Genomic DNA, 20988 nt, shown 5'->3' with positions numbered 1-20988 from the left:
CTGCGGTTCCCATTAATGTCTGGCACGTATGCGGACAACATCCTGAAACCGCCCCCAGAAATTCAGACTGCACATATCCTGTATATCTATAAAGCTTAGGGAGGGCTGAAGGACTGATCACGAGTAGGCGCTACTCGATTATTCCTTGCGATAGAGCCTGTACTACTCGCTGAGTATCGACGGAGGCAGTTGTTGATTACTCGATCGCTGCAGTGCGGTTACTCGAATACGACATGACAGAGGCTGCGAATCGGGAGTCCGATTCGCAGCCAAGAGTATTTCAGGAACGTGTTTCCGTGCACTGTGTAACGACCCTTGCCAGCTGCGCCCGATTACGGACAGACAATTTTGCGTATATACGGTATAGATGCCCCTCAATGGTCCGAACTGAGAGGAACATATCACTGGCAATCAATTTACTGCTGTGGCCTTCGGCTACTTTAGCTGCTATTTCCTGTTCTCGTGCAGTTAGATGCCGGAGACGATTGGTGTTGGCACTTGGACTTATCTCATCCAGCGCCCATCGCGCGCTCTTTTGCATCCTGCGGCAGTCCGCTCGGTCGCGGGTGTCGGTGGCTAAGGTCAGGGCAACGTCGGCGGCATCGCTGCAATATGTTGGAAAACCCAACTGCTTGGCCTTCCCGGCCGCCTGGATCAATAGATTGGGGTCCTGGCTGGCTATGCCCTTTCCGTACAGCGTGCACAGTTCTGTGAACGGTCCGCTCAATCCGCCGGCCACCGCGAGTAAACGGTCCGGCGCGGACGGTTCTCCGAGACGGGCCAAATGATACAGAGCCAGCAGCTCGTAGGAGCCGGACTGGTGTCGGTGGTCGTCTTCGATCATGAGATTCAGCTGCTCAACGGCCTCGTCCTTGGAACCGGTTGCCGCTAGAGTCAGCATTCTAAAATGGGCTGTCGCCCGCGTCATGTTCCACGACCCTGCTTGCGGCGGCTGGTCGTTCAATATGCGCAATGCGTCCTCATGCCAGCCATCGACGGCCCAGCAGTATGCCATCACCGCTGTGGCGAGAGGCAATGCCGCAAAGGCGTCATGGGTCTGTAGCTGACGCATCACGGGCAGCAGAATTCTTTGTGCGTCACCCGTACTGCCCCGGTGGGCATTCACAATTCCCTTCATCAGATCGGCGGGGATCGCTCCCGGATACTGAGGGATTGCATCACCATGCACTTCCTCCGTGGGCAGAGCGGGGCCTCCGGCAGGGGCGCCGGTCAGATAGCACACCTCGGCAACACGTTGCCGCACCATGCTCGCCGAAACATCTGTAAGCGTTGGATCCGCCAGGAAACGCTGCAATTCGGACGCCAACTCGATACTCTCGTCCTGACGATCGGTCAGCGCCCATGCTTCACAGAGCCAGCTGCCGACCTGAGCCCTGAGGTTGATACTTTCGGACGCTGCGGCCTTATACACTTCGGGCAGTGCTTCTGCATTGTCCGGAAACCTGCCTTCAAACGACGCCAACTCAGCCCTGACCAGCGTCACGGCTTGATGGCTGTACAGGGGTCCGGGGCTCAGGTTTTCGAACTTCAGGGCGGGTTGGAGGCTGCGTTCGATCCCTTGGAGTACCTGCCGCGCTTCTGTCGGGGATGTATGCATCAGTAACCGGACTTCGGCGGTCATTTGAGCCACCCACCCGGCAACGTCATCAGTCACGCAGGAGGCTTCCGACTCTTTCAGCACGGCTTCAGCGTCCCGGTAGTCGCCGAGAGCAGTCATTGCCGTAACCGTTTCGGCAACCACACCCGGCGTCTTCTCCCTGCTGCGCTCAGCCACCTGCAACGCCAACGCGGGCTTGCCGCTCCGGTTGGCCTCATAGGCGGCCGCATATGCTAGCTGTGAAGGCAGCGTTCCGCCATAGCCAGTAATCCATTGGGCGTGCCAAAGCGCCTCAAGCGGTAACTCATTTTCCGAACCCACAACGGCCAGCAGTTTCTTGTAGAGTTCCCAACGCCGGCCAGCCCCCAGCCGCCAACTGCCACTGCGACCGAGGTATTCACTCTTTAGACGCACCATGTGTTCACGCCGCTGCTCAATTGCCAGCACCCCCCTTTCCTCCAACAGGTCGACGTCGGTTCCGGAGCTGATCCTCAATAAGAGCAACAGCGGCAGGCTTCCTGCCAAGGACAGCAGATCAATGATTTCCTTCGCTGCCTTACTGCAGTCGTCGACAACATCCGACATGGCGTCAGCCGTGCGACGGCCATATGTCACGATCCCAGGCTGCAACGTCCAAACGCCGCGTTGCTGTGTCAGCTGCTGTGTTTCCCGGAGATCATGGCACATGGCCCACAGGAAGCGGGGTGTACCACCGCTATCTTTGGCAAGTGTTTCGAGGACGGTCGTCGAGACAACTGCCTCCAATTCACATTCCAGATACTTTCTGCATGCCTCGACGTCCATAGGTTCAAGATCGATTCGTCGCAGCAACCCGTCACGCCACAAGGACGAAATGCCAGTTGGCAGGGCTGTAAAGTCACGGGAGGCCAGCAGCATCTGAATCGTTCCACTACGGGCCAATTCATGAAGGATAATGGAGGAAAATTCGTCCAGATGATGCGCATCTTCCACTGCAACGATGGTGGTACCGGTACGCGCCTGCTCGCGAAATGTTTTGGCAAGGGTGGAGATGACCTGCACTGGGTGCGGGGTGGCGCCGTATTCGAAGTCCCCCAGCAGAAAGGTCAAGGCCCCATATGGATGTCGTTCCGTCAGCGACGAAGGATGAATATATACGACATGGCGTTGGGCCCCTATATGGGCCAACACCTGATGCATGAAGGCTGTTTTCCCGATCCCCGCTTCTCCGATCAACGCCAGGCTGACCGCGTCGTGGCCGCTGATAGCGGCCACTGCATCACTAACCAATTGTTCGCGGGCGACGTACCGTCCGCTTGCTCCCCCGGGGCTCATTGCAATCTTCCTGATTCAGAATCGAAGTGCTGGCGCGAGTTGCCGTCGAACGACATTCCTGGACCCCCCACTTACAAGACCTGGCTTCCGCGTAACCTGGCTTTTAAACCATCAGGAGCCGGCGGCACTTATACGAATTCCCGGTCTCATAGGAATTCGATGCCGCCGGCCCCGTCCTGGTTCCCATCTGTGCACCCCCACATGCGGGCAAATGGGAATTCTCTACGTAGAAGTCCTCGTGCGTGCGGGCGTGCCGAATAAGCTCCCGGCTCTCCATGACTTTGGATTCCCCCAAGAGACACCTGAAAAACGATGCACCCAGCATGCGCAAGATCCTCCCAATTTCCCCTCTTGCTGATCATCAGCTTAGAGCTGTCTGGAAGCCTGGACACGAGTAGCTACTACTGGACTTGCCGGCCAAATGGAGTGTGAGTAGTGCTGGAACTACTCGGAGTACTACTCGCAAAGTGCGTATTCGCGTCTGGTGGGGCGTCGCCGGTCACTCGTTATTGGAGTTCAGGTATGTATCGGTCAGTTCATCGCGGCGGGAAATGTCCAGCTTCGCGAAGATGCGGTAGATGTGGCCTTCCACGGTTCGCACTGAGACGTCCAGCGCCTGGGCAATCCCGCGGTTGGATGACCCTTTCGCCACGTACCGTGCGATATCCCTTTCCCTAGCCGTCAGTTCGGGGAAGTTGTGAGCGTGCCGCCCCTGATACAGCGTCGCCCCTTCGAGCAGATCCAGCTGGGTGTCCAGCAACGTTGAGGCCTGTTTGGCACGCTGACGCTGCCCATCAGCTTCAAGTATCCGGACACTGTGCACCAGGCAATCCGCGGCGATCAGGTGGAAGCGTTGTTCGGCGGCATCTCTACTGACTTCCTGCAGCTGAGCCGCTTGGCCCGCACGGACAGCTGCGCCGAATCGCGACAGCAGCTTTGCCTCGTGGCCTTCGTTGCGCTTTGCAACCATTTCGAGGTCGGTGATTGCGCTGTCCGCTCCAACACGCACGGCCAGTTCCAGGGCAAGTTGTTGAATAAAGTGCATCCGGTTGTTGCCGGCTTCGGTTGCCAGTCCCTGAAGGGCGCCGCCGTCGTCGACGCCGCTGATGATCCGTTTGGCTGCCGCCGCATAGCACTGCCCCATGAAGTACAGCTGCCTGCTGCCCCGCCATGGTTCGGAGTGGAATTGCTCAACGAATTCCCGCGCCAGGTCGTCTTCCCCGACCGCGGCCGCGGCGAATGCTGTCATGCCGAGGGCCGCCGGAAGCAACTGCTCCAAATCTGTTTCATGCAGTGCCTCCACCGCTCCCCTCAGTTGGCCGAGGGCACTGTGCAGCAGGCCCTGCCGGATGAAGATCAACCCGGTGATGACCCCGATGAAGCCGCCCAGGTAGATCGCCGTCTGCGGACATTCCTCCAAGTATCTGGTGAGATGCAGCTGGGCCTGTTCCCATTGCCCGCTACGGATGAGCGAGATGGCGCAGCGCGAGACGACGAATTCATGGTAGGTGAGCATCAACCGGTCATCGGACCGGAGGATCCGCATCGCCCGCGCGTGGGTCCTGGATCCGGTGTCCGGACGCCCGGTGGCGCTTTGCAACTCCCCCAGTAAGGTCAGCGCCACGAGACGGACCTCAGGATTCGTCCCGGTTCCACCGGCCAACTCCGCTAATTCCCTCTCGTCGATACCGTAATCGCCCTGCAGCAGTTGTCCGTAGTACCGCAGTAGTCGGCTTCCTGTCAGTGAATCCGTTACCGCGTCGGACATATCACTTGGATGCTGGCCGTTGCCGATCCGGTGAACGGCTGTCTCCCAGGCGTCGGCATCGAGGCAGACCCGTGCCGGCTGATCTCCCCGGCGCAGCCTCAGCTGGGCCGACAGAAACGCCGCAGCCCGTGCGGTGCGCAGGTTGGAGGCAATGTCGAAGATGCCATCGAGCAGTTCGCCCGAACGGTCCAGATTCCCCAACGTATAGTGTGCCCGCGCCATCTCCACCCTCGCCGGTGACAGGTAGGGCGCAGCTTGTACCGGTTCGGCAGCCCGCAGGGCCAGATGCGGCTGGTACAGCTTGTTGGCCATGGCCGCTGCCCGGAACAACTGCCGATCGTCGACCTTCGTCCCGCAATCGAGGGCCCAGCCGACATAGTTCAACAGCCCGGTCATTGAGGTGGGAGCGCCATCCATCGCCTCTGCGACCCGTTGGCGCAGGGACAAGCTGCGCGCTGCGGGTATATGCCGGCGCAACACTTCCCCGTACACCGGATGGACAGGACGGACCGAGGGGTCCAGTTCATCACTGATGGCGATGATGTTCTTGCCGGCCAGCGAATCCATCTCGGCGGTGCCGGTAATCCGGCGCAGCACGGACAACGGCATAGGTTCGGCAAGCGCAATGGCTTCCAGAGCATGCCGTTCTGTGCCGCTGAGCCGACTCAGGTCGGAGCTGACCAGATCCGCCAGTTCAATATCGGCTGCCGGCGGATCTCCGATGAGGATCCATTGACCATTGCGCTGGACCAGATGGTGCTGACGCTTGGAATGGGCCATCAGCGCCAACAGGAACATGGGGTTGCCCGCCGATGCCCGGGCAAAGAAGCCGGCGACGCTGCGCAAGGGAGCCTGTCCCAGGAATCTGTGGCACACCGCCTGGACTTCGCCGTCGTTCAGCGGTTCCAGGTCGACCCTGTCCAGCAGTCCGTCACGCCACAGCGACAGCAGTTCATCGGGAGGACCGGGAGCCGCCCGGGCGAGCACCAGCAGACGCGCCACGCCCGAACCGACCAACTGGGAAAGCACCGTTGCGCTCTCTTCGTCCAGTGCGTGGGCGTCATCGGCGATGATGACAGGGGCACGGCGGTTGCGGCGATTCATCTCGAGCAGGTATTCGCGAACGCCACGAACCACCGCCTCGGGGGAGGACACATCGGCAACGGACATCCTGGTCAGCAGCGGGGTCAGTGCCCCGAACGGAATCCGGGACAACGATGGACCGGCCGTCAACCGGACGCAGCCGTCGTCGGGCGTCAACGAGGCCATCACTGCCTGCGCCACGGCGGTTTTACCCATCCCCGGGTCTCCGACGACCAAGACACCGGGTGTCTCGGCCCCCCGCAGGTGGCCCAGAATGGTGCTGATCGCATGCGAGCGGCCAACAAGCCGGTCACCGTGGTTTGTCTCGAGCATTTTCACCCCCTTTGGTGTGTCGGTCCCTCAGGACAGTGCCATACTCAATTCCGTCCGGTTGCTGATCTGCATTTTGGAGTAAATCTGGTACAGATGCCCCTCGACAGTACGTATCGAAAGGCTGAGCTCGGAGGCTATCTGCCGGTTGCTGGCCCCCGCGGCGGCGCGGTGGGCAATGTCGCGTTCGCGCATGGTCAGGTCTCCGATACCGCCGCCGCCCCCGCTGTCCGGTGTCGCTCGACCGGCTGGGGAGGCGGCACCGGCCGTGCCGCTGTCGCCGGAACGGATCAACTGCGCAGTGATGAGCTGCTCCGTGCTGAGTGCCTGGGTGCCGCGCGCGAGGGCTTCGGCGGCCATGGCGACCGCCCATTGTTGTTGCCCCATCGCTTCGGCAAGCTGCGCGGCCTCCGCCATGCCACCGGCATCGTTCGCAGCGGCGCCGCGACCGAACATGAGGCACAGCCCCGCCAAGGGACCCTGGACGTTTTCCCCTATAGCTACCAGCCGTTCTGCGGCCTCGCTGCGACCGAGCAGCAACGCCGATGTCAGGGCCAGCATTTCATATGAGAGGAAACCGGCCTGCCGCCATTGTGCGGCGATGTCCAGCAGCGGACTTTCCTGGTCGGTGGCTGCAGGTCGCTCGGCCGCCAGGGCCGCGAAGTAGCGCGCCAAGTATGGCAACTGCGTCCGCCGGACGCCGTCGACGTTCATTTCCTCCAGCAACGCCGCGCTGACGGCGCCGCTGCCCTGAAAAGCGTGGGCGTACGCTGCCGCGGCCAAGGCCAACGCCAACATGCCAAAGGTATTCTGCAGCCTCAACTGATCGATAGCCGGCTGCAGGAGTTTCAGGGCGTCCTTGTGCCGGCCGCAGAAGGAACACATCACCCCTTCCATCACCTCGGACACCGCTGCGTAGCGTGAATCACCGTTGTACCCGGCGCTGTAGTCGCGCTGTAACAGTTCGGTGACTTCGTCCCAGCGGCCGGAGACGAACAGAGCGTGCAGCAGGGCCGCTCCGGCCCGGTGCCGGCCGGCCGATAGATCGGAGCATCGGGTCACGGCTTGGAGCCCGAGAGCGGCGCCGTCGTCGGCCCGGCCCGCAACCGCCCAGATGGCGCTGACCAGCACCGCAGTCGAGGGGTCGCCGTCGTCGCCCAGCTGGTAGGTGGGCAGAGAAGCCAGCAGGTCAATGGCAGTCCGGGGGTCAGTTGTGGACAGTGCAAGCTCGAGGCCGGCGCTCTCCAGCGAGCTAAAGGGTGTGCCATGGGCCGAAGGCATGTCCATGTCCGACGCCGGCGGGCCGGCCGGCTGCTGTCCGGACAACCGTCGTCGGGCCTCGTGCTGGTTCAACAGGGCGTGGGCAGCGTCGTAACGTTCGAGCTTGGTCAGCGCCCGGACTTTTTCCGCAACCAGGTCCGCGGACATCTGCGTAGCCGGCACGGCGGAGAGCACCTGCAGGGCTCTGTGCCCGTCATGCCGGGCATTGGCGTGCTGTGCGGCTGCGAGCGCTGCTTGGGGTGCCAGCGGGTAACCACAGTTCAATGTCCAGGCGGCGAACCGGTGCGGCTGCTGGCCGGGTTGGTCGGGAGTGTCGTGCAGGGTCTGAATCTGCTCGCGGAGCATGCTGCTTCGCCCCGGCGGCACATAGCGGCGCACCACCGCTGCCACGGCCGGTGTCTGGATCCGCACCAGGTGCCTGGCGGAACTGTCGATATGTGCCAGGCCCTGCTCTTCCAGCACGTCCAGACTGACAGCCGGGACGATTTGTTGAAGGACTGCCAAGGGCAACGGTCCGGCCAGGGAGACGAGTTCAATGACATGCCGTTCGTCATCGCTGAGCCGCTTCAACCGGGCCAGAACCAGATCTTTCAACGGCCCATCATCGATGGTAATCGGACCCCGCAGTGCCCAGCCGCCGCCGGAGCGGACAAGGTTTCCGGTGGATACCTGCTGCTGCGTCAGCAACCTGAGCAGTTGCGGGTTCCCGCCGGCGGTCGACCACAGCTCGGCCACGGTGAAGCGGGAAAGGCTGGTGCCCATGTGCCGCCCAAGCATCCGGTCGGCTTCGGCGTAGCTCATCGGCCCGACATCCAGGCGGGCCAGGAATCCGTCCTTCCACAGGGACTGGAACTCCTCAGGCGCATCGGCCACGCGCTCGCTCACGGCCAGCAAAGTCACCGTGCCTTGTCCGGCCAGCTGGGAAATCACCAGCGCCGAGAGCTCATCGAGGTGCTGGATGTTGTCCGCCAGCAGCACCACCGGCCGGCCGGCAGCCCGTTTGTCCAGTCCGCCGGCCACTTTCCGCAGCACGGTCAGCGGATGCGAAAGGTCCGCCTCATCCAGCTCGCTGACCAGCGGCCCGATGGCTCCGTATTCCAGTCCGGCGGCGATCGCAGACCCGCGCAATTGAATAGTCAGGGCGGAGTCGGACAGTGCGGCTAAAGCCTGTTGGGCGAGTGTGGTCTTGCCGCAGCCGGGACGCCCAAGCAGCAGGACGCTGCGGTGCGAGAAGAGGCTGGAGACCAGCGAACCGACATGCTCCTCGCGCCCGACGAAGGACCATTTACCCGGGTGCTCCGGCACTTTCATGGGCGCAGCGCTCTGCCCGCAGGGCCGTCAACGACACAAACGGAGATACGGTGCCCACGCGTATCCACTGTCGTCAATCCCCCAGCCGTTCCGACCACTGCCAGACTCCCCCCGGCGCCATGAACCTCCCCCGGCACCATGAAGTCCAAGAGTAGTGGCAAGTCTCACACGAAAGTGGATGACAGGTGAATTGTTATCGACTCGTGATTGAACTCCGGATTGGAATTTGGGGCCATCGATGGCAGAGGAGGTGCTTCTTGGCGGCGGTTCCTGGCAGTGGTTCGCGGCAACGCCTGTGGCAGTGCCTGGTGGCAGTGCTTTGCGACAGTGCTTCGCGGCAGTAAAAAGGGGCCGACGGTGGGATGGGGGTGGCCCAGTCTCAGAGGCCGCCCACCGCCGGCCCCGCTTAGGGAGCCTTTTAGGCTGGTAAAAGCATATGTGTTAAGTCTTCGTGTGACCACTCCAGTGATGGAACGTCACATCTATAGACATTATTCCACTTAAGAGGTAATAGAGTGAAAATGCTGCTGGGCGGCGGTCAAGCCCTGCTGGACGAGCATTTCCACGGCATCTGCGGCGCGGTCAATCACTAATGGCAGATCGCCGCGCTCCGTCCCGGAAAAGTCCTTGAGCACGTAATCCGAGGCCGCCATCCGCCCGGAGGGCCGTCCCACCCCCACGCGGACGCGCAGGTAGTCCTTGGTCCCCAAAGCCTTGCTGATGTCACGCAACCCGTTGTGGCCGCCTTCTCCCCCGCCGAACTTGAGCCGGACGGTGTCGAAGGGCAGGTCGATCTCGTCATGGAGGGCGATGACATTCTCGGGACCGATGCCGTAGAACTGTGCCAGTGCCGACGTCGGACCCCCACTGAGATTCATGAAGGTCAACGGTTTGCCCAGCACCAGCCTGGGACCGCCAACCCCCAGGCGGCTTTCCAGCACCGCTGCGTGGGCCTTATGTCTCTTGAACTTGCCGCCCATCCTCGAGGCCATGGCATCGAGGACCATCTGACCGACATTGTGCCGGTTACGACTGTAGCCGGGCCCGGGGTTGCCGAGCCCGACTACAAGCCAGGTGTTGTTCATATCGACCGAGTTACTCGGACTCTCCGGCGGACTCCGGCTTGGACTCGCCTTCTTCAGCGGCTTCGCCCTCAGTCTCGGTTGCCTCGGCTTCTTCACCTTCAGCTGCCTCTTCGCCCTCGGCCTCCTCACCTTCGCCGAGGTCCTGCAGTGCCGGGGAAGCGACGTTGACCACGAGCGTCTCCGGCTCGGTCAGCAGGGTCACGCCGGACGGCAGGATAACGTCCGAGGCATGGACGTGGTCGCCAATGTCGTGGCCGGTGATGTTGACGTCCAGGTGTGAGGGCAGGTGGGTCGCCTCGGCCTCGATGCTGACGGTCGGTGCTTCCAGGGTGACGACGACGCCGGGCTCTGCTTCGCCAATGATGACGACGTTGACGTCGACCTGGACCTTCTCGCCGCGGCGGACCGTCAGCAGGTCGAGGTGCTCCACGATCTGCTTGACCGGGTCGCGCTGCACCTGCTTGGCCAGCGTCAGGTGCTCGTCGCCATGGATGTCGATGCGCAACAGGGCATTCGGGGTGCGCACCGCCAACGTGGTGTCCTTCTTCGGCAGTGAAACGTGGACAACGTCATCGCCGTGGCCGTAGATGACGGCGGGGATCTGTTCGGCGCGGCGGAGGCGGCGTGCGGCCCCCTTGCCGAATTCGGTCCGCATCTCGGCGGGCAGCTTCTTCTCAGACATGCAGTGCTCCTGAAGTGTTCGTGGCAGGTGCGGAACGGGCGCTCCGCACGATGACAGTTGATCAAGAGGCGATATTGGCCGGCTGTCTCAACTTGTTTCGTTGCCGGCGGCCGCATGGAAGGGACCCGCGACTGGGGACGGAGCCTCAGTGTGCCTCGTAGCCCTGCGGGAAATCAGCCATGTCGATCACGGAGGACGAATCCTCCCTCGCCAAGCATCGCGGGTCAGTCTACCAGCAGCGGCGGGAACTGACCCACTCGCGCCACCCGGGCCACCCGGGCCACCCGGGCCACCCGGACCACCCGGACCACCCGGACCACCCGGACCACCCGGACCACTTTGGCCGCTTTGCCGCCCCAGCAGCAATCATCAACGCGACCTCTTGCCACACGTGCCCTTTGGGCGCATGCTTATTGAACTTGGAGAAGGGGACCCATCATGGCACCAAAACTGATATCAGTGCGGCAACCACGCCTGCACGAAGTCATTGGCAACGACTTCGTCATTGCCGGGCACGGGACGGGCTTCGAAGCGACGGTTCTCTGGGATGTGTTGGATGCCCATGACAATACGCTTGGTTCGGGGCTGGTCTCCGGCGTCGGGTCCCTGGGCTGGATCAGGGACTTCGGAAATACGGTATCGCTGTCCAGCCCGACGATCCGCGGCGCCCAAGTGATGCTGCGGGTCTATGGTTCGGATCCGTCGGGGCTGGACCCGCCGGGATCTGATCTGAACACGATCCAGCTCACGCTGTTCACGGACCTGTCGGCGTTCCGGCTCTACGAAGTCGAAAGCGGAGATACGTTGTCCGCCATCGCCGCCAGCCAGGGACACAACACCACGGTGGACGACATCGTCAAAGCAAATCCGGACCGGATACTCAATCCGGACCTGATCTATCCGAAACAGGTATTCCGCATACCTCTGTTCCGCTAAGCCGCTGCCAGCCCATCGACGGGTGCGCCGCAGACGGGATCCATCATGGTGCCAAACCTCATATGGCTCCGGCAGCCACAACAGCATGACTTGGTTGGCAATGATTTCGTCATCGCCGGACACGGAGCGACCTTCGAGTCGCTGATCTATATACCGAGCGTCGAATGGGATGTGCTGGACGGCCACGGCAATACGCTTGGTTCGGGCCGGGTCACCGACGTCGGCTCCCTGAGCCGGATCAGCGACTTCACCAACACCGTTTCGCTGTCAGGGCCAACGATCCGCGGCGCCGAGGTCATGCTGCGACTCTATGGTTACATTCCATTGGACCTGGACCCGCCGGGCACCGACGTGAACATCGTGCGCGTCACCCTGTTTAGCAACCTGATCGCGTTCCGGCTCTACGAAGTCGAAAGCGGAGATACGCTGTCCGCCATCGCCGCCAGCCAGGGACACAACACCACGGTGGACGACATCGTCAAAGCAAATCCGGACCGGATCCACGATCCGGATCTGATCTATCCCGGGCAGGTATTCCGCATCCCGCTGCTTTCCTGACCACACGAACCCTTGACAGATGAGACCTAAGTGACAATGCTAATTTTACGGGGTGGTCTGCGGGCTCGGGGAATGGCACGCATAGCCGTTCCGTAGAAAGCTGGAACGGCTATGTCTGGGAATGATCCAGTCCTGTGGAGGCTCCATCTGCTGGGGTGCTGGCAGCTGGAGCGGGACCAGCAGCCAGTCACCGTCACCTACAGGCAGCAAAGACTTATTGCCGCATTAGCGCTGCGCGGTGCCCGGAGGCGGACGTACTTTGCCGGGCTGCTGTGGCCCGATCGAACGGATGAGCATGCATCGGGAAGCCTGCGTGCGTGCCTGTGGCACATCTCCCACCAGCTTCCCGGTCTGATCCGGTCGGGCCGCGACCCGCTCATGCTGTCCGGCGGTGTCCACACCGACGTCGACGAATTGTCGCGGTGGATGGACGCCGTCAACAGCGGCAGGCTCACGTCGCCGCCCGCCGGAATGATCGATCAGGTGCGGCACGCAGAGCTGCTGACGGGGTGGTATGAGGAGTGGCTGATTCCCGACCAGGATAGGATGACCTGGCAGCGGATGGTGACACTGGAGAATCTGGCCAACCAGTACCTTTCAGCAGGCGAACTCGACGTTGCCTTGGACGCCGCCACCGCAGCCTCTGTGCTGGACCCGTTGAGGGAGAGCACCCAGCGGACCCTGCTCCGGATACACCTGGCAGGCGGAAACCACGGGCCGGCGCTGCGCAGCTATCAGAACTATGTTGCGACGCTCTGGCGGGAGTGCGGTGCAACGCCCTCTCGAGACATCCTCGAACTCGTCCGGCCGATCATCGATGGCGCCGGCCGCCCCCAGTTTGGGGAAAGCATCGGGTTCGACGTCGGCTTGCGCCCTTCGTTTGAATAATTCTGAATAAATCCCGGATGCACCTACTGCACTTCGTCGCCCGGATCAGGCAGCTCGAAACCCATGGGCTGGTCCACTGATGCGACGCCATCGAGCGCCTCCACGGCGGCGAGCCTCCCGGCGGAGACCGAACCGGTGATCATTCCAAGCGCATCAAGCACCTGGTCTATTTCCATCCCGGCCGAGCGCAGCTGATCCGCGACTCCGCCGATCTGTGAGAGATACGGTTCGGCGACCGTCACGGTGATCTTCATGCCGGGCGAAACTGCGGCGCCCTGACCAACCCGGCCCCCGCATCAAGGGACGCGACAGGCAACCGGCGGCTTTCCTGCATGATGACCGACCACAATTCCCTGCCCCGGTATCCGGTGGCCTCTGCCCACAACGCCGTCGCGCCTGCAACATGAGGCGTTGCCATGCTGGTGCCACTGAGTGTGTTGTAGCGTTTGGGCATCGGCCATGACGAATGCACGTAGACCCCCGGAGCGGCGATATCGACTTGGCCGCCACGCCCGGCCAAGGTGCGCGCGGAGAAAGGCGCAATGTCCAGTTGCCGGTCCAAGGCACCAACGGCCATAATGAACGGGCTGTTGGCCGGAGTACCCACAAAGCCGTAGTTGCCGTTGTCCCGGTCGGCGTTATTTCCGGCGGCCGCGATAATCATCGACCCCTGGTCCAAAGCACGCTTCCCGACGGCGGTATAGGGCGGGTGCACCTGCCTCACGTTGGCCCCCAACGACATGGAAATGGCGGCGCACCCGCTGTTCACGGCCCAGTTGATGCCGGCGAGAATATCACTGTCGGTGCCGGATCCCGAATCGCTCATCACCTTACCGACGAATATTTCCGCCTCATTGGCAACCCCGTAGCCGGGACCCGTGGCAAGGATGCGCGGTCCACAGGACGTTCCGACGCAGTGGGTGCCGTGTCCGTGCCCGTCCTGTGCGGTTTCGTCCTTCACGAACGATTCAGCCGTAACCGACCGGGATGCGAAATCAGGATGTGTCAGGTCCAAACCGGTGTCCAGCACCGCCACCTTCACACCCTTGCCGGTCCACGGCGATGAGTCCGCCCCGACCGCCTGCAGCCCCCACGTGTACTCGGAAGAGTCCTTGAACTGGGTGGAATAGGCGGCGGAACCGGCCGAAGCTGACTCCGTGTCCGCAAGGACATGGTGGATCAGTTCTTCGGTGACCGAGGCAATGTCGCGCCGGTCGGATGCGGCCCGCAAGGCGTCCATTTGGCGCTGGTCCGCAGACACGACGGCGACGCCGAGCTTGGAAAATACCATGGCGTCGGCATTGGCGATATCGGCGGCACCAACACGCTGCTGGTCAAAATCCCGGGTGTCGGCCACATTCGACACTCCTGCCGTCGCACGGAGCACGCCGGGCGGATCGGGCTCGCCGTCAGCGAATACCACGATGTATCGGCCGGTGGTTTCCGGTTGCTCCCCATTCGCTGGTGCGCCGGACGAATCAGAATTAATCATGTCACCCTGCCTTTGCCGAAGTAGCCCGTGGGCCAATCGTAGACCCGTTCACGTTACAACCGCGTTATTGCCCCGATGAATGAAGCAGCCGGCCGCACGAAAGGGTGGTCCGCGGGACCAGTAACGCCGCAGTAACACCGGCTGCGCCATGATGAGCGGGCAGTAACCAGTTGCATCGCAGGTCAGGAGCTGATCGTGAAGGTTACACCGGACGGGCCCGATGATGCCCGGCAGCAGGAACAACCCGCACCTGATCCCCCGCCGGCGCGCTGCGGACCCAGCGGACGTGTCCTGGAGCTCGGTGACACCGGCAGGCAGGTCGCTTATTTGCGCCAGTACCTGCACCGGTTCGGCTACCTGCGTCAGTGCCCGTGCCCCGAAGAAGTCTTCTGCAGGCACGTGAAATCAGGGGTGCTGCGCTACCAGCGGTTCTTCGGTCTGACGACGACTGGAATACTCGACCAAGCCACGCAGGTGCAGTTGGCAAAGCCACGATGCGGAGTTGCGGACATGGACCCTGATGATCCCGACCCACCGACAAATGGCGATTACAACCTCTCCGGCGGCAGTTGGTCCAGCACCAGCCTGCGCTTCTTCTTCGACAACGGTACGTCCGACATTTCCGGCACCGGTGAACGGGACATTGTCCGCCGCGCCTTCCAACCCTGGGCCGCGGTGACACCACTGCGCTTCGCCGAGACAGCCACGGAGTCCGACGCTCAATTCAGCTTCGGTTGGCGCACCGGCGACCATGGCGATGGTTCGTCCTTCGATGGTTCCGGCAACATCTACGCCCACGGGTTTTATCCTCCGCCGGTCAACTCCGGATCCATCGCCGGCGATGTGCACTTCGATGATGCCGAAGAGTGGGACAGCGAAGACGGCGGGTGGTGGTTCTGGAAGCGCATCGACTTGGAGACGGTTGCCGTGCACGAGATCGGCCATGCCCTGGGGTTGAAGCATTCTTCCGTGGGGGACGCCGTCATGTGGCCCAGTTACGAGGGCGAACGCCGCAGCCTGCACGCCGACGACGTCGCAGGTATCCAGGCGATTTATGGGCCTCCCACGGTACCGGCACGTTCGGAATTCGGTGTGGCAAGTATGTGGGCGCTCAAGTCAAGTGGCAGCTACGGCTCCGTGACCATCGATTTGGGACGCCGGCGCCGATTCCTCGCCTGGGCCAGCATGACCATGCTGGATTCCTTGAACAATTTCGACCGGGACAACGCGGTCACCGCCGAGATATTCAAGGTCGACGGTAATGAAACCTGGCGGGCCATCTATGGCGGTGACCACTTTGGCGGCGCCGGCGACGCATCAAATGTCCACCAGGGCGCCTATGTGGGCTATGGACGCCGAATCACCTTCCGGCTCCGTTCAATGAACCCGCGTGGCGATCTGGAGGCCTTCGGTGCGGGAACCGTCGTCACCCTGGATGCGCTGGATGAATGACGAGAACAAGGAGCTGTCATGCATATTTATCTGATGGTCGATAAGGGCACCGGTGAAATCCTCGGGATGCACCATGCTGTCGACCCCGAGGGGCGCAGTACGCGCGTCAGCGAAGAAGAGGCACTGGACGGTCTGCCGCCCGGTGTCGAACGTAACCAAGTCTGCGTGTTGGGCGCCGACGTCGACGCTGTACCTTCCAGCCGCGAGGCAACTTTCGACGTCGACCTCCGAAACCGGACTGTGACGGTGCGCAGGCTGCAACAAGGCCAAAGCACGGCAGCGGAGGCGTGAATCATGGACGGATACGAAATCAGCCTGTTCGCGTTGGCCACGGACACCGGCACCGCGACTATCGATTTGGGCAGGAGCCGGAGCTTCGTTGCCTGGGCAACCGTGACAATGATCGACTCGCTGAACAATTTCGACCGGGACAACGCGGTCACCGCCGAGGTGTTCAAGGTCGATGGCAGCAGGACATGGGCCGCGCTCTACGGCGGTGACCACTTCGGCGAGTCCGGGGCCTCGTCAAACGTGCACCAAGGCGCCTATGTCGGCTTCGGCCGCAAAATCACGTTCCGAATCCGCTCGGTGCACTCGGCGGATCTGGCCACGTACGGCATGGGGGTCGTACTCGCTGCCTAGAGTAGGGACTGCGTGCCGGACTGGCTGCAGGTCGCGACCCCCGGGAGCAATCGTTTATGCGTTGCCGCTATGCGTTGCCGTCGAAGAGGCTGGTGACAGAGCCGTCGTCGAACACCTCACGCACCGCGCGGGCGATCAGCGGGGCAATGGAGAGCACCGTGAGGTTGCGGAACCGCTTCTCGGCCGGAATCGGCAGGGTGTTGGTCACCACCACTTCGCGGGCACCGGATTCGGCCAGGCGGCGGGCCGCGGGGTCGGAGAACACGCCGTGGGTGGAGGCGATGATGACGTCCTTCGCCCCGGCGTTCTTGAGCACCTGGACCGCTCCGGCGATGGTTCCGCCGGTGTCGATCATGTCGTCAATCAGCACGCACTGGCGGCCCTCGATCTGCCCGACCACCTGCTTGGACACTGCCTGATTGGGCACCGTGGCATCCCGCGACTTGTGCACGAACGCCAGCGGGGCACCGCCGAGGCGTTCAGCCCACTGCTCGGCAACACGCACGCGGCCGGTATCCGGTGAGACGACCGTGACATTGTCCGTGTCGACCCGGGTCCGCACGTAGTCGGCCAACAGCGGCAGCGCCATCAAATGGTCAACCGGTCCGTCGAAGAAGCCCTGGATCTGGGCGGTGTGCAGGTCCACCGACATCAACCGGTCGGCCCCTGCCGTCTTGTACATATCCGCCATCAGGCGGGCGGAGATCGGCTCGCGGCCGCGGTGCTTCTTGTCCTGGCGGGCATAGGGGTAGAACGGCGAGACCACGGTAATCCGCTTGACGGAGGCCCGCTTGAGCGTGTCGATCATGATCAGTTGTTCCATCATCCACTCGTTGATCGGAGCGGGATGGGACTGGATCACAAACGCGTCACAGCCACGCACGCTTTCCTCGAACCGCACGTAGGTCTCGCCGTTGGCGAAGTCGTACGCGGACGTCGGCACCAGCTCTGTACCCAGTTCGGACGCAATTTCCTGGGCCAATTCAGGGTGCGATCTGCCGCTGGCCAGTACCAGTTTTTTCTCACCCTGCGCTTTGATGCCGGTCATGAATGATCACTTTCTCGCGGAGTTGTCTCATCTGTCGAAGAATCCTGGAGCCCACCACCGGCACTGTTGGCGGTGTCGGTGCCGTCGGCAGTGTCACCGGGCGCCTGTGCCGCTTCCGCCGCCTGCGCGGCGGCACTGCCGGGGCGGTTCGCCTGCACCCAGCCATCCATGTTCCGCTGCGGGGCGACGGTGATGGCGAGCGCGCCTGCGGGCACGTCCTTGCGGATGGTGGTACTGGCGCCGCTGTAGGCGCCGTCGCCGACCGCTACCGGGGCGACGTACATGTTGTCGCTGCCCATCCGCACGTGCGAGCCGATGGTGGTGTGGTGCTTGGCCACGCCGTCGTAATTGACGAACACCGACGCCGCGCCAATGTTGGAGTGGTCGCCGATGGTGGCATCGCCCACGTAGCTCAGGTGCGGGATCTTGGAGCCGGTGCCGACGTCGGCGTTCTTGGTCTCCACGAAGGTGCCGATCTTTCCGTCGGCGCCGAGTTTGGTTCCGGGGCGCAGGTAGGCGAAAGGCCCGACGTCGGCGGAGGCGCCGATGACGGCCGAGGAGCCATGGGTTCGGGTCACTGTGGCGCCGGTTCCGACGTCGACGTCGTCCAGCGTGGTGTCGGGGCCGACGACGGCGTCGCGGGCCACAGTGGTTTGTCCGTGCAGCCCGGTACCGGGCAGCAGGGTGACATCCTCGTCCAGGGTGACGGTCGAGTCGATCCAGGTGCTGGCGGTGTCGACGATCGTCACGCCGGCACGCATCCAGCGCTCCAAGGTCCGGCGGTTGTGCTCGGCGCCCAGGGCAGCGAGCTGGACCCGGTCGTTGGCGCCTTCAACCTGCCACCGGTCGTCGCACACCTGCGCAGCGACCCGCCCGCCAGCATCGCGGGCGAGTCCGAGCACATCGGTCAAGTACTTTTCGCCCTGGGCATTGTCCATGGACACCCGGGACAGGGCCGCCCGCAGGGATGAGGCGTCGAAGGCGTAAATGCCTGAGTTGATTTCGCGGATGGCGCGCTGCGCCTCCGAGGCGTCCTTCTGCTCGACGATGCCGGTGACGGTGCCGTCGTCGGCCCGCAGGATCCTCCCGTATCCGGATGCATCGTCCAGCACCGAGGTGAGAACGGTGACGGCGTTGGATTCCTGCTCGTGGGCGCGCACCAGTTCCTGCAGGCGTTCGGTGGTCAGCAGCGGCACGTCGCCATAACTGACGACGACGGTCCCGGACAATGAGTGGCCCAGCGCGTCCATTGCCACTTCGACTGCGCGGCCGGTGCCGGGAATTTCGTCCTGGTCGACAATCAGGGCCTGGGGGTCGAGTTGGTGGATGTGCGATGCCACCAGATCCCGCTCATGCCTCACTGTCACGGCCAGCACATCCGGGTCCAGCCCGCGGGCGGCCGCGAGCGCGTGACCCACCATGGACAGGCCGCCGATCGGGTGCAGGATTTTCGGGGTCCGTGACTTCATCCGGGTACCGGCCCCTGCAGCAAGGACAATGACTGCAGCCGGACTTCCGGTGCCGCCGGTCGTCACCGCTGCGGTGTCACTCGAACTCACAGATGCGCGCTCCTACCTTCATCCGACCAACGGCGTACTTGGTGTCCGTCCGTTCCGCCCATAGGATTCGAACCTATACTCCACAGCTCCAAAGGCTGGGGTGCTGCCATTACACCAGGGCGGAATGTACCGAAGCCGCCGACGGGCCGACGGCGCCGCTCAGCATGCTCGGGTGCACAAGAAACCAGTGTGCCATGTGGCCCGCGGGTTTCGCGACTTGCAGACAATCCGCGGTCACGTTCAACCCCGCGCTGCGACGACGGACGTTTCAGATCTCATGTTGGCACAAGGGAGCTTGCTTTCATCTCATTCCACCGGACGCTTGGGTTCGTGCGGATCACGCTATTGGGCTGGCCCGAAGGTATTGGCGCAGCCCGGGGATGGCGAAGTCGACCTTGCCGTACCCTGCCGTTTCGATGAGGCCGGCAGCCAGTAGTCTGGTCCTGTAGTTGGCGACAAGATTCGTCCCGGCACCCAGCGGACCAATTCCGGTTCGATGCTGAAGCCGGTCCTGGATGAGGTGCTGAACGCTGGCCGCCAGCTGCGCCAGTTCCGCCCGGTCCGCCGCATGGATTGCTCCCGGGACATTTCCTGAGCGGCACCAAGCACGTGTGGATGTCTTACGTGTCGTCGATGGGTAGTTTATTCGTCGCTTTATGGTGCATTTTGGCGTATTCTGCGGTAGTTTGGGGAATATACCGGCGAGGGAGACAGGGTGACATGAGCATCGAAGCCACTACCGGAGCAGCCCACGCCCAAACGGCCAGGCTTGGCATCCGAGAGATCGTCCGCCGCTTGAACGCGGCGCTCGGTGCTACGCTCGTTGCGGCGTTGGCAGGGAGCAAAGACCGCAAGACCAGCTACAAGTGGGCCCAGCAAAACGGCCCGACACCAAACGCGGCGGCAGTGAAACGTCTGCAGTTTGCCTACACACAGTGGGTTCTTGTCTCGGAAGCCGAAGGTGAACACGTGACGCGGATGTGGTTCATCGGCGCCAACCCGTGGCTCGATCACGATTCGCCGGTTGATGCCATCAGGGAAGACAGGTTCCGTGAGGTGGCAGCGGCAGCAGCGGCGATGGTCGATGACGGATTTATTGGTTAATGCGGATCTGCACGAAGACCGGACTTGCCTTGGTGGATGGACCGGTATCGGCCTACCGTGTGGCCAAGGAATCCTACGGTCCCCTCAATCCCCCGGAACGCGGACTCCTCTCCGACAACCGTTCCACCTGGTACCGGTTCGACGCCCCCGGACGGACCGTTTACGCGGCCGAAGACCCGCAAACGGCATTTCTGGAAGCCCTGTCATGGGCGAGGATGACCGCCGCACACCAGCATCACCTCGAAAAGACCGCAGCCTTCTTCGATACGCCGATTGACGTGATCCGCAGTGAGGTCGAACAACAGTGGCACGCCAACGGGCACATGGCTCCGGGCTGGATTCCAGCCAACTGGCGTGATGGCCGTCTTCTATACAGCCTGCAGTTCGATTCTGGCCCATGGATCGATATTGCACATGCGTACACCATCTCAGCGCTGAATACGGCGCTGGGCAGCTTGCTGTACGAAGTGGATATCGTGGAAACCCTCACCCTGGCGGAGATCACCAGCGGCCGGCGCGAAATCACCACGCTGCTGGCCTCATGGGCCCGGGAACAGGTCCTCGACGACGGCTCCTACCCGATGGGTATCCGCTTCCCGTCCAAACACGGTGCGGTCGGAGACGGTCATGGCTGGTGCTTCGCCTTCTGGATGCGCCGTGCCGACGTGGGCCTCGAAGATGATCCGGTCACAGCAAGCCCGGGGCAAACGATCGACAGCGGCCACCCGGCCTACGCCTTCGCGCTCGAACAGCACGGCATCACCTCACGCTGAACCTGCTCTCCGACGATGCCGAGTGGGTGTGACGGGTCAGGTGTGGTCGGTGAACGGAGGAACC

At 62.7% G+C, this 20988-nt stretch carries 18 protein-coding genes and 1 tRNA gene; 8 read left to right on the top strand and 11 right to left on the bottom strand.

The features are described 5' to 3' along the window. Nucleotides 1-280: 280 nt before the first annotated feature. The 6 genes from H535_RS0109055 to H535_RS29605 form a co-directional block, all read right to left on the bottom strand. The gene (locus tag H535_RS0109055; protein ID WP_162144872.1) at nt 281-2872 is read right to left on the bottom strand and encodes a helix-turn-helix transcriptional regulator; all 2592 of its coding nucleotides are present in this window, start codon (nt 2870-2872) and stop codon (nt 281-283) included. Nucleotides 2873-3431: 559 nt separating this feature from the next. Further along, complete coding sequence (locus tag H535_RS0109045; RefSeq protein ID WP_026819299.1) at nt 3432-6116, bottom strand: helix-turn-helix transcriptional regulator; 2685 nt, start codon at nt 6114-6116, stop codon at nt 3432-3434. 27 nt (nt 6117-6143) lie between these two features. Continuing rightward, entirely contained in the window at nt 6144-8705 is a 2562-nt protein-coding gene (locus H535_RS0109040) for a LuxR family transcriptional regulator (protein WP_026819298.1), read from the bottom strand. 500 nt (nt 8706-9205) lie between these two features. After that, nucleotides 9206-9790: an aminoacyl-tRNA hydrolase gene (gene pth / locus H535_RS0109035; protein WP_026819297.1), complete on the bottom strand. Its 585-nt coding sequence runs from the start codon at nt 9788-9790 to the stop codon at nt 9206-9208. Between the two features lie 10 nt (nt 9791-9800). Next, nucleotides 9801-10472: a 50S ribosomal protein L25/general stress protein Ctc gene (locus H535_RS0109030; RefSeq protein WP_026819296.1), complete on the bottom strand. Its 672-nt coding sequence runs from the start codon at nt 10470-10472 to the stop codon at nt 9801-9803. Nucleotides 10473-10696: 224 nt separating this feature from the next. Next, nucleotides 10697-10861: a hypothetical protein gene (locus H535_RS29605; RefSeq protein ID WP_211236563.1), complete on the bottom strand. Its 165-nt coding sequence runs from the start codon at nt 10859-10861 to the stop codon at nt 10697-10699. A 49-nt stretch (nt 10862-10910) separates the two neighbouring features. On the opposite strand from H535_RS29605, the gene H535_RS0109020 reads away from it, so the two are divergent. The 3 genes from H535_RS0109020 (at nt 10911) to H535_RS24430 (ending at nt 12854) form a co-directional block, all read left to right on the top strand. Beyond that, nucleotides 10911-11408 carry a LysM peptidoglycan-binding domain-containing protein gene (locus tag H535_RS0109020; RefSeq protein WP_026819295.1) on the top strand — a complete coding sequence of 166 codons (498 nt, stop codon included), beginning with the start codon at nt 10911-10913 and terminating at the stop codon, nt 11406-11408. Between the two features lie 45 nt (nt 11409-11453). Next, nucleotides 11454-11966 (top strand): LysM peptidoglycan-binding domain-containing protein, encoded by a 513-nt coding sequence (locus H535_RS0109015; RefSeq protein ID WP_026819294.1) that lies wholly within the window; start codon nt 11454-11456, stop codon nt 11964-11966. A 111-nt stretch (nt 11967-12077) separates the two neighbouring features. Then, nucleotides 12078-12854, top strand: a complete 777-nt coding sequence (locus H535_RS24430) for an AfsR/SARP family transcriptional regulator (RefSeq protein WP_051298878.1) — start codon at nt 12078-12080, stop codon at nt 12852-12854. A 23-nt stretch (nt 12855-12877) separates the two neighbouring features. On the opposite strand, the gene H535_RS0109000 is transcribed toward H535_RS24430, so the two are convergent. Both H535_RS0109000 and H535_RS0108995 read right to left on the bottom strand, forming a co-directional pair. Next, nucleotides 12878-13108, bottom strand: a complete 231-nt coding sequence (locus H535_RS0109000) for a hypothetical protein (protein WP_026819292.1) — start codon at nt 13106-13108, stop codon at nt 12878-12880. Continuing rightward, nucleotides 13105-14346 carry a S8 family serine peptidase gene (locus tag H535_RS0108995; RefSeq protein WP_026819291.1) on the bottom strand — a complete coding sequence of 414 codons (1242 nt, stop codon included), beginning with the start codon at nt 14344-14346 and terminating at the stop codon, nt 13105-13107. Before H535_RS0108995 ends, H535_RS0109000 begins: the two co-directional genes overlap by 4 nt. A 195-nt stretch (nt 14347-14541) precedes the next feature. Between H535_RS0108995 and H535_RS27710 the strand changes: the two genes are divergently transcribed. The 3 genes from H535_RS27710 to H535_RS0108980 are packed head-to-tail and all read left to right on the top strand — an operon-like array spanning nt 14542 to nt 16440. Beyond that, nucleotides 14542-15798, top strand: a complete 1257-nt coding sequence (locus H535_RS27710; protein WP_051298876.1) for a M10 family metallopeptidase domain-containing protein — start codon at nt 14542-14544, stop codon at nt 15796-15798. An 18-nt stretch (nt 15799-15816) separates the two neighbouring features. Further along, nucleotides 15817-16089, top strand: coding sequence for a hypothetical protein (locus tag H535_RS0108985; protein ID WP_026819290.1), 273 nt, complete (start codon nt 15817-15819; stop codon nt 16087-16089). Between the two features lie 3 nt (nt 16090-16092). Further along, on the top strand, nt 16093-16440 hold the full coding sequence (locus H535_RS0108980; RefSeq protein ID WP_026819289.1) for a hypothetical protein: 348 nt from the start codon (nt 16093-16095) through the stop codon (nt 16438-16440). A 67-nt stretch (nt 16441-16507) separates the two neighbouring features. Here the strand turns inward: H535_RS0108980 and H535_RS0108975 are convergent, their stop codons facing one another. The 3 genes from H535_RS0108975 to H535_RS0108965 form a co-directional block, all read right to left on the bottom strand. Further along, nucleotides 16508-17488 carry a ribose-phosphate diphosphokinase gene (locus H535_RS0108975; RefSeq protein WP_026819288.1) on the bottom strand — a complete coding sequence of 327 codons (981 nt, stop codon included), beginning with the start codon at nt 17486-17488 and terminating at the stop codon, nt 16508-16510. Further along, nucleotides 17485-19047 (bottom strand): bifunctional UDP-N-acetylglucosamine diphosphorylase/glucosamine-1-phosphate N-acetyltransferase GlmU, encoded by a 1563-nt coding sequence (glmU, locus tag H535_RS24420; protein WP_081416547.1) that lies wholly within the window; start codon nt 19045-19047, stop codon nt 17485-17487. The genes H535_RS0108975 and glmU overlap by 4 nt, the downstream gene beginning before the upstream one ends. 52 nt (nt 19048-19099) lie before the next feature. Continuing rightward, nucleotides 19100-19171: transfer RNA gene (locus tag H535_RS0108965), tRNA-Gln, on the bottom strand. A 596-nt stretch (nt 19172-19767) separates the two neighbouring features. Between H535_RS0108965 and H535_RS0108955 the strand changes: the two genes are divergently transcribed. Next, the gene (locus H535_RS0108955; RefSeq protein WP_026819287.1) at nt 19768-20151 is read left to right on the top strand and encodes a hypothetical protein; all 384 of its coding nucleotides are present in this window, start codon (nt 19768-19770) and stop codon (nt 20149-20151) included. Continuing rightward, nucleotides 20151-20924 carry an RES domain-containing protein gene (locus tag H535_RS24415; protein WP_051298874.1) on the top strand — a complete coding sequence of 258 codons (774 nt, stop codon included), beginning with the start codon at nt 20151-20153 and terminating at the stop codon, nt 20922-20924. The genes H535_RS0108955 and H535_RS24415 overlap by 1 nt, the downstream gene beginning before the upstream one ends. Nucleotides 20925-20988 lie beyond the last annotated feature (64 nt).

Origin of the sequence: Arthrobacter castelli DSM 16402, assembly GCF_000430705.1 — a bacterium.
GTDB classification, from domain to species: domain Bacteria; phylum Actinomycetota; class Actinomycetes; order Actinomycetales; family Micrococcaceae; genus Arthrobacter_C; species Arthrobacter_C castelli.
The sequence above is the reverse complement of the archived record's forward strand: the minus strand, read 5'-3'. Positions and strand labels throughout refer to the sequence as shown.

Bases quoted from the DNA above. Each gene is read 5' to 3' on its own strand.
- H535_RS0109015 (WP_026819294.1), top strand. From the start codon at position 11,454: ATGGTGCCAAACCTCATATGGCTCCGGCAGCCACAACAGCATGACTTG.
- H535_RS0109000 (WP_026819292.1), bottom strand. From the start codon at position 13,108: ATGAAGATCACCGTGACGGTCGCCGAACCGTATCTCTCACAGATCGGC.
- H535_RS0109020 (WP_026819295.1), top strand. From the start codon at position 10,911: ATGGCACCAAAACTGATATCAGTGCGGCAACCACGCCTGCACGAAGTC.
- H535_RS0108995 (WP_026819291.1), bottom strand. From the start codon at position 14,346: ATGATTAATTCTGATTCGTCCGGCGCACCAGCGAATGGGGAGCAACCG.
- H535_RS0109045 (WP_026819299.1), bottom strand. From the start codon at position 6,116: ATGCTCGAGACAAACCACGGTGACCGGCTTGTTGGCCGCTCGCATGCG.
- H535_RS0108975 (WP_026819288.1), bottom strand. From the start codon at position 17,488: ATGACCGGCATCAAAGCGCAGGGTGAGAAAAAACTGGTACTGGCCAGC.
- H535_RS0108955 (WP_026819287.1), top strand. From the start codon at position 19,768: ATGAGCATCGAAGCCACTACCGGAGCAGCCCACGCCCAAACGGCCAGG.
- H535_RS24415 (WP_051298874.1), top strand. From the start codon at position 20,151: ATGCGGATCTGCACGAAGACCGGACTTGCCTTGGTGGATGGACCGGTA.
- H535_RS0108985 (WP_026819290.1), top strand. From the start codon at position 15,817: ATGCATATTTATCTGATGGTCGATAAGGGCACCGGTGAAATCCTCGGG.
- H535_RS0108980 (WP_026819289.1), top strand. From the start codon at position 16,093: ATGGACGGATACGAAATCAGCCTGTTCGCGTTGGCCACGGACACCGGC.
- pth (WP_026819297.1), bottom strand. From the start codon at position 9,790: ATGAACAACACCTGGCTTGTAGTCGGGCTCGGCAACCCCGGGCCCGGC.
- H535_RS0109040 (WP_026819298.1), bottom strand. From the start codon at position 8,705: ATGAAAGTGCCGGAGCACCCGGGTAAATGGTCCTTCGTCGGGCGCGAG.
- H535_RS24430 (WP_051298878.1), top strand. From the start codon at position 12,078: ATGTCTGGGAATGATCCAGTCCTGTGGAGGCTCCATCTGCTGGGGTGC.
- H535_RS0109030 (WP_026819296.1), bottom strand. From the start codon at position 10,472: ATGTCTGAGAAGAAGCTGCCCGCCGAGATGCGGACCGAATTCGGCAAG.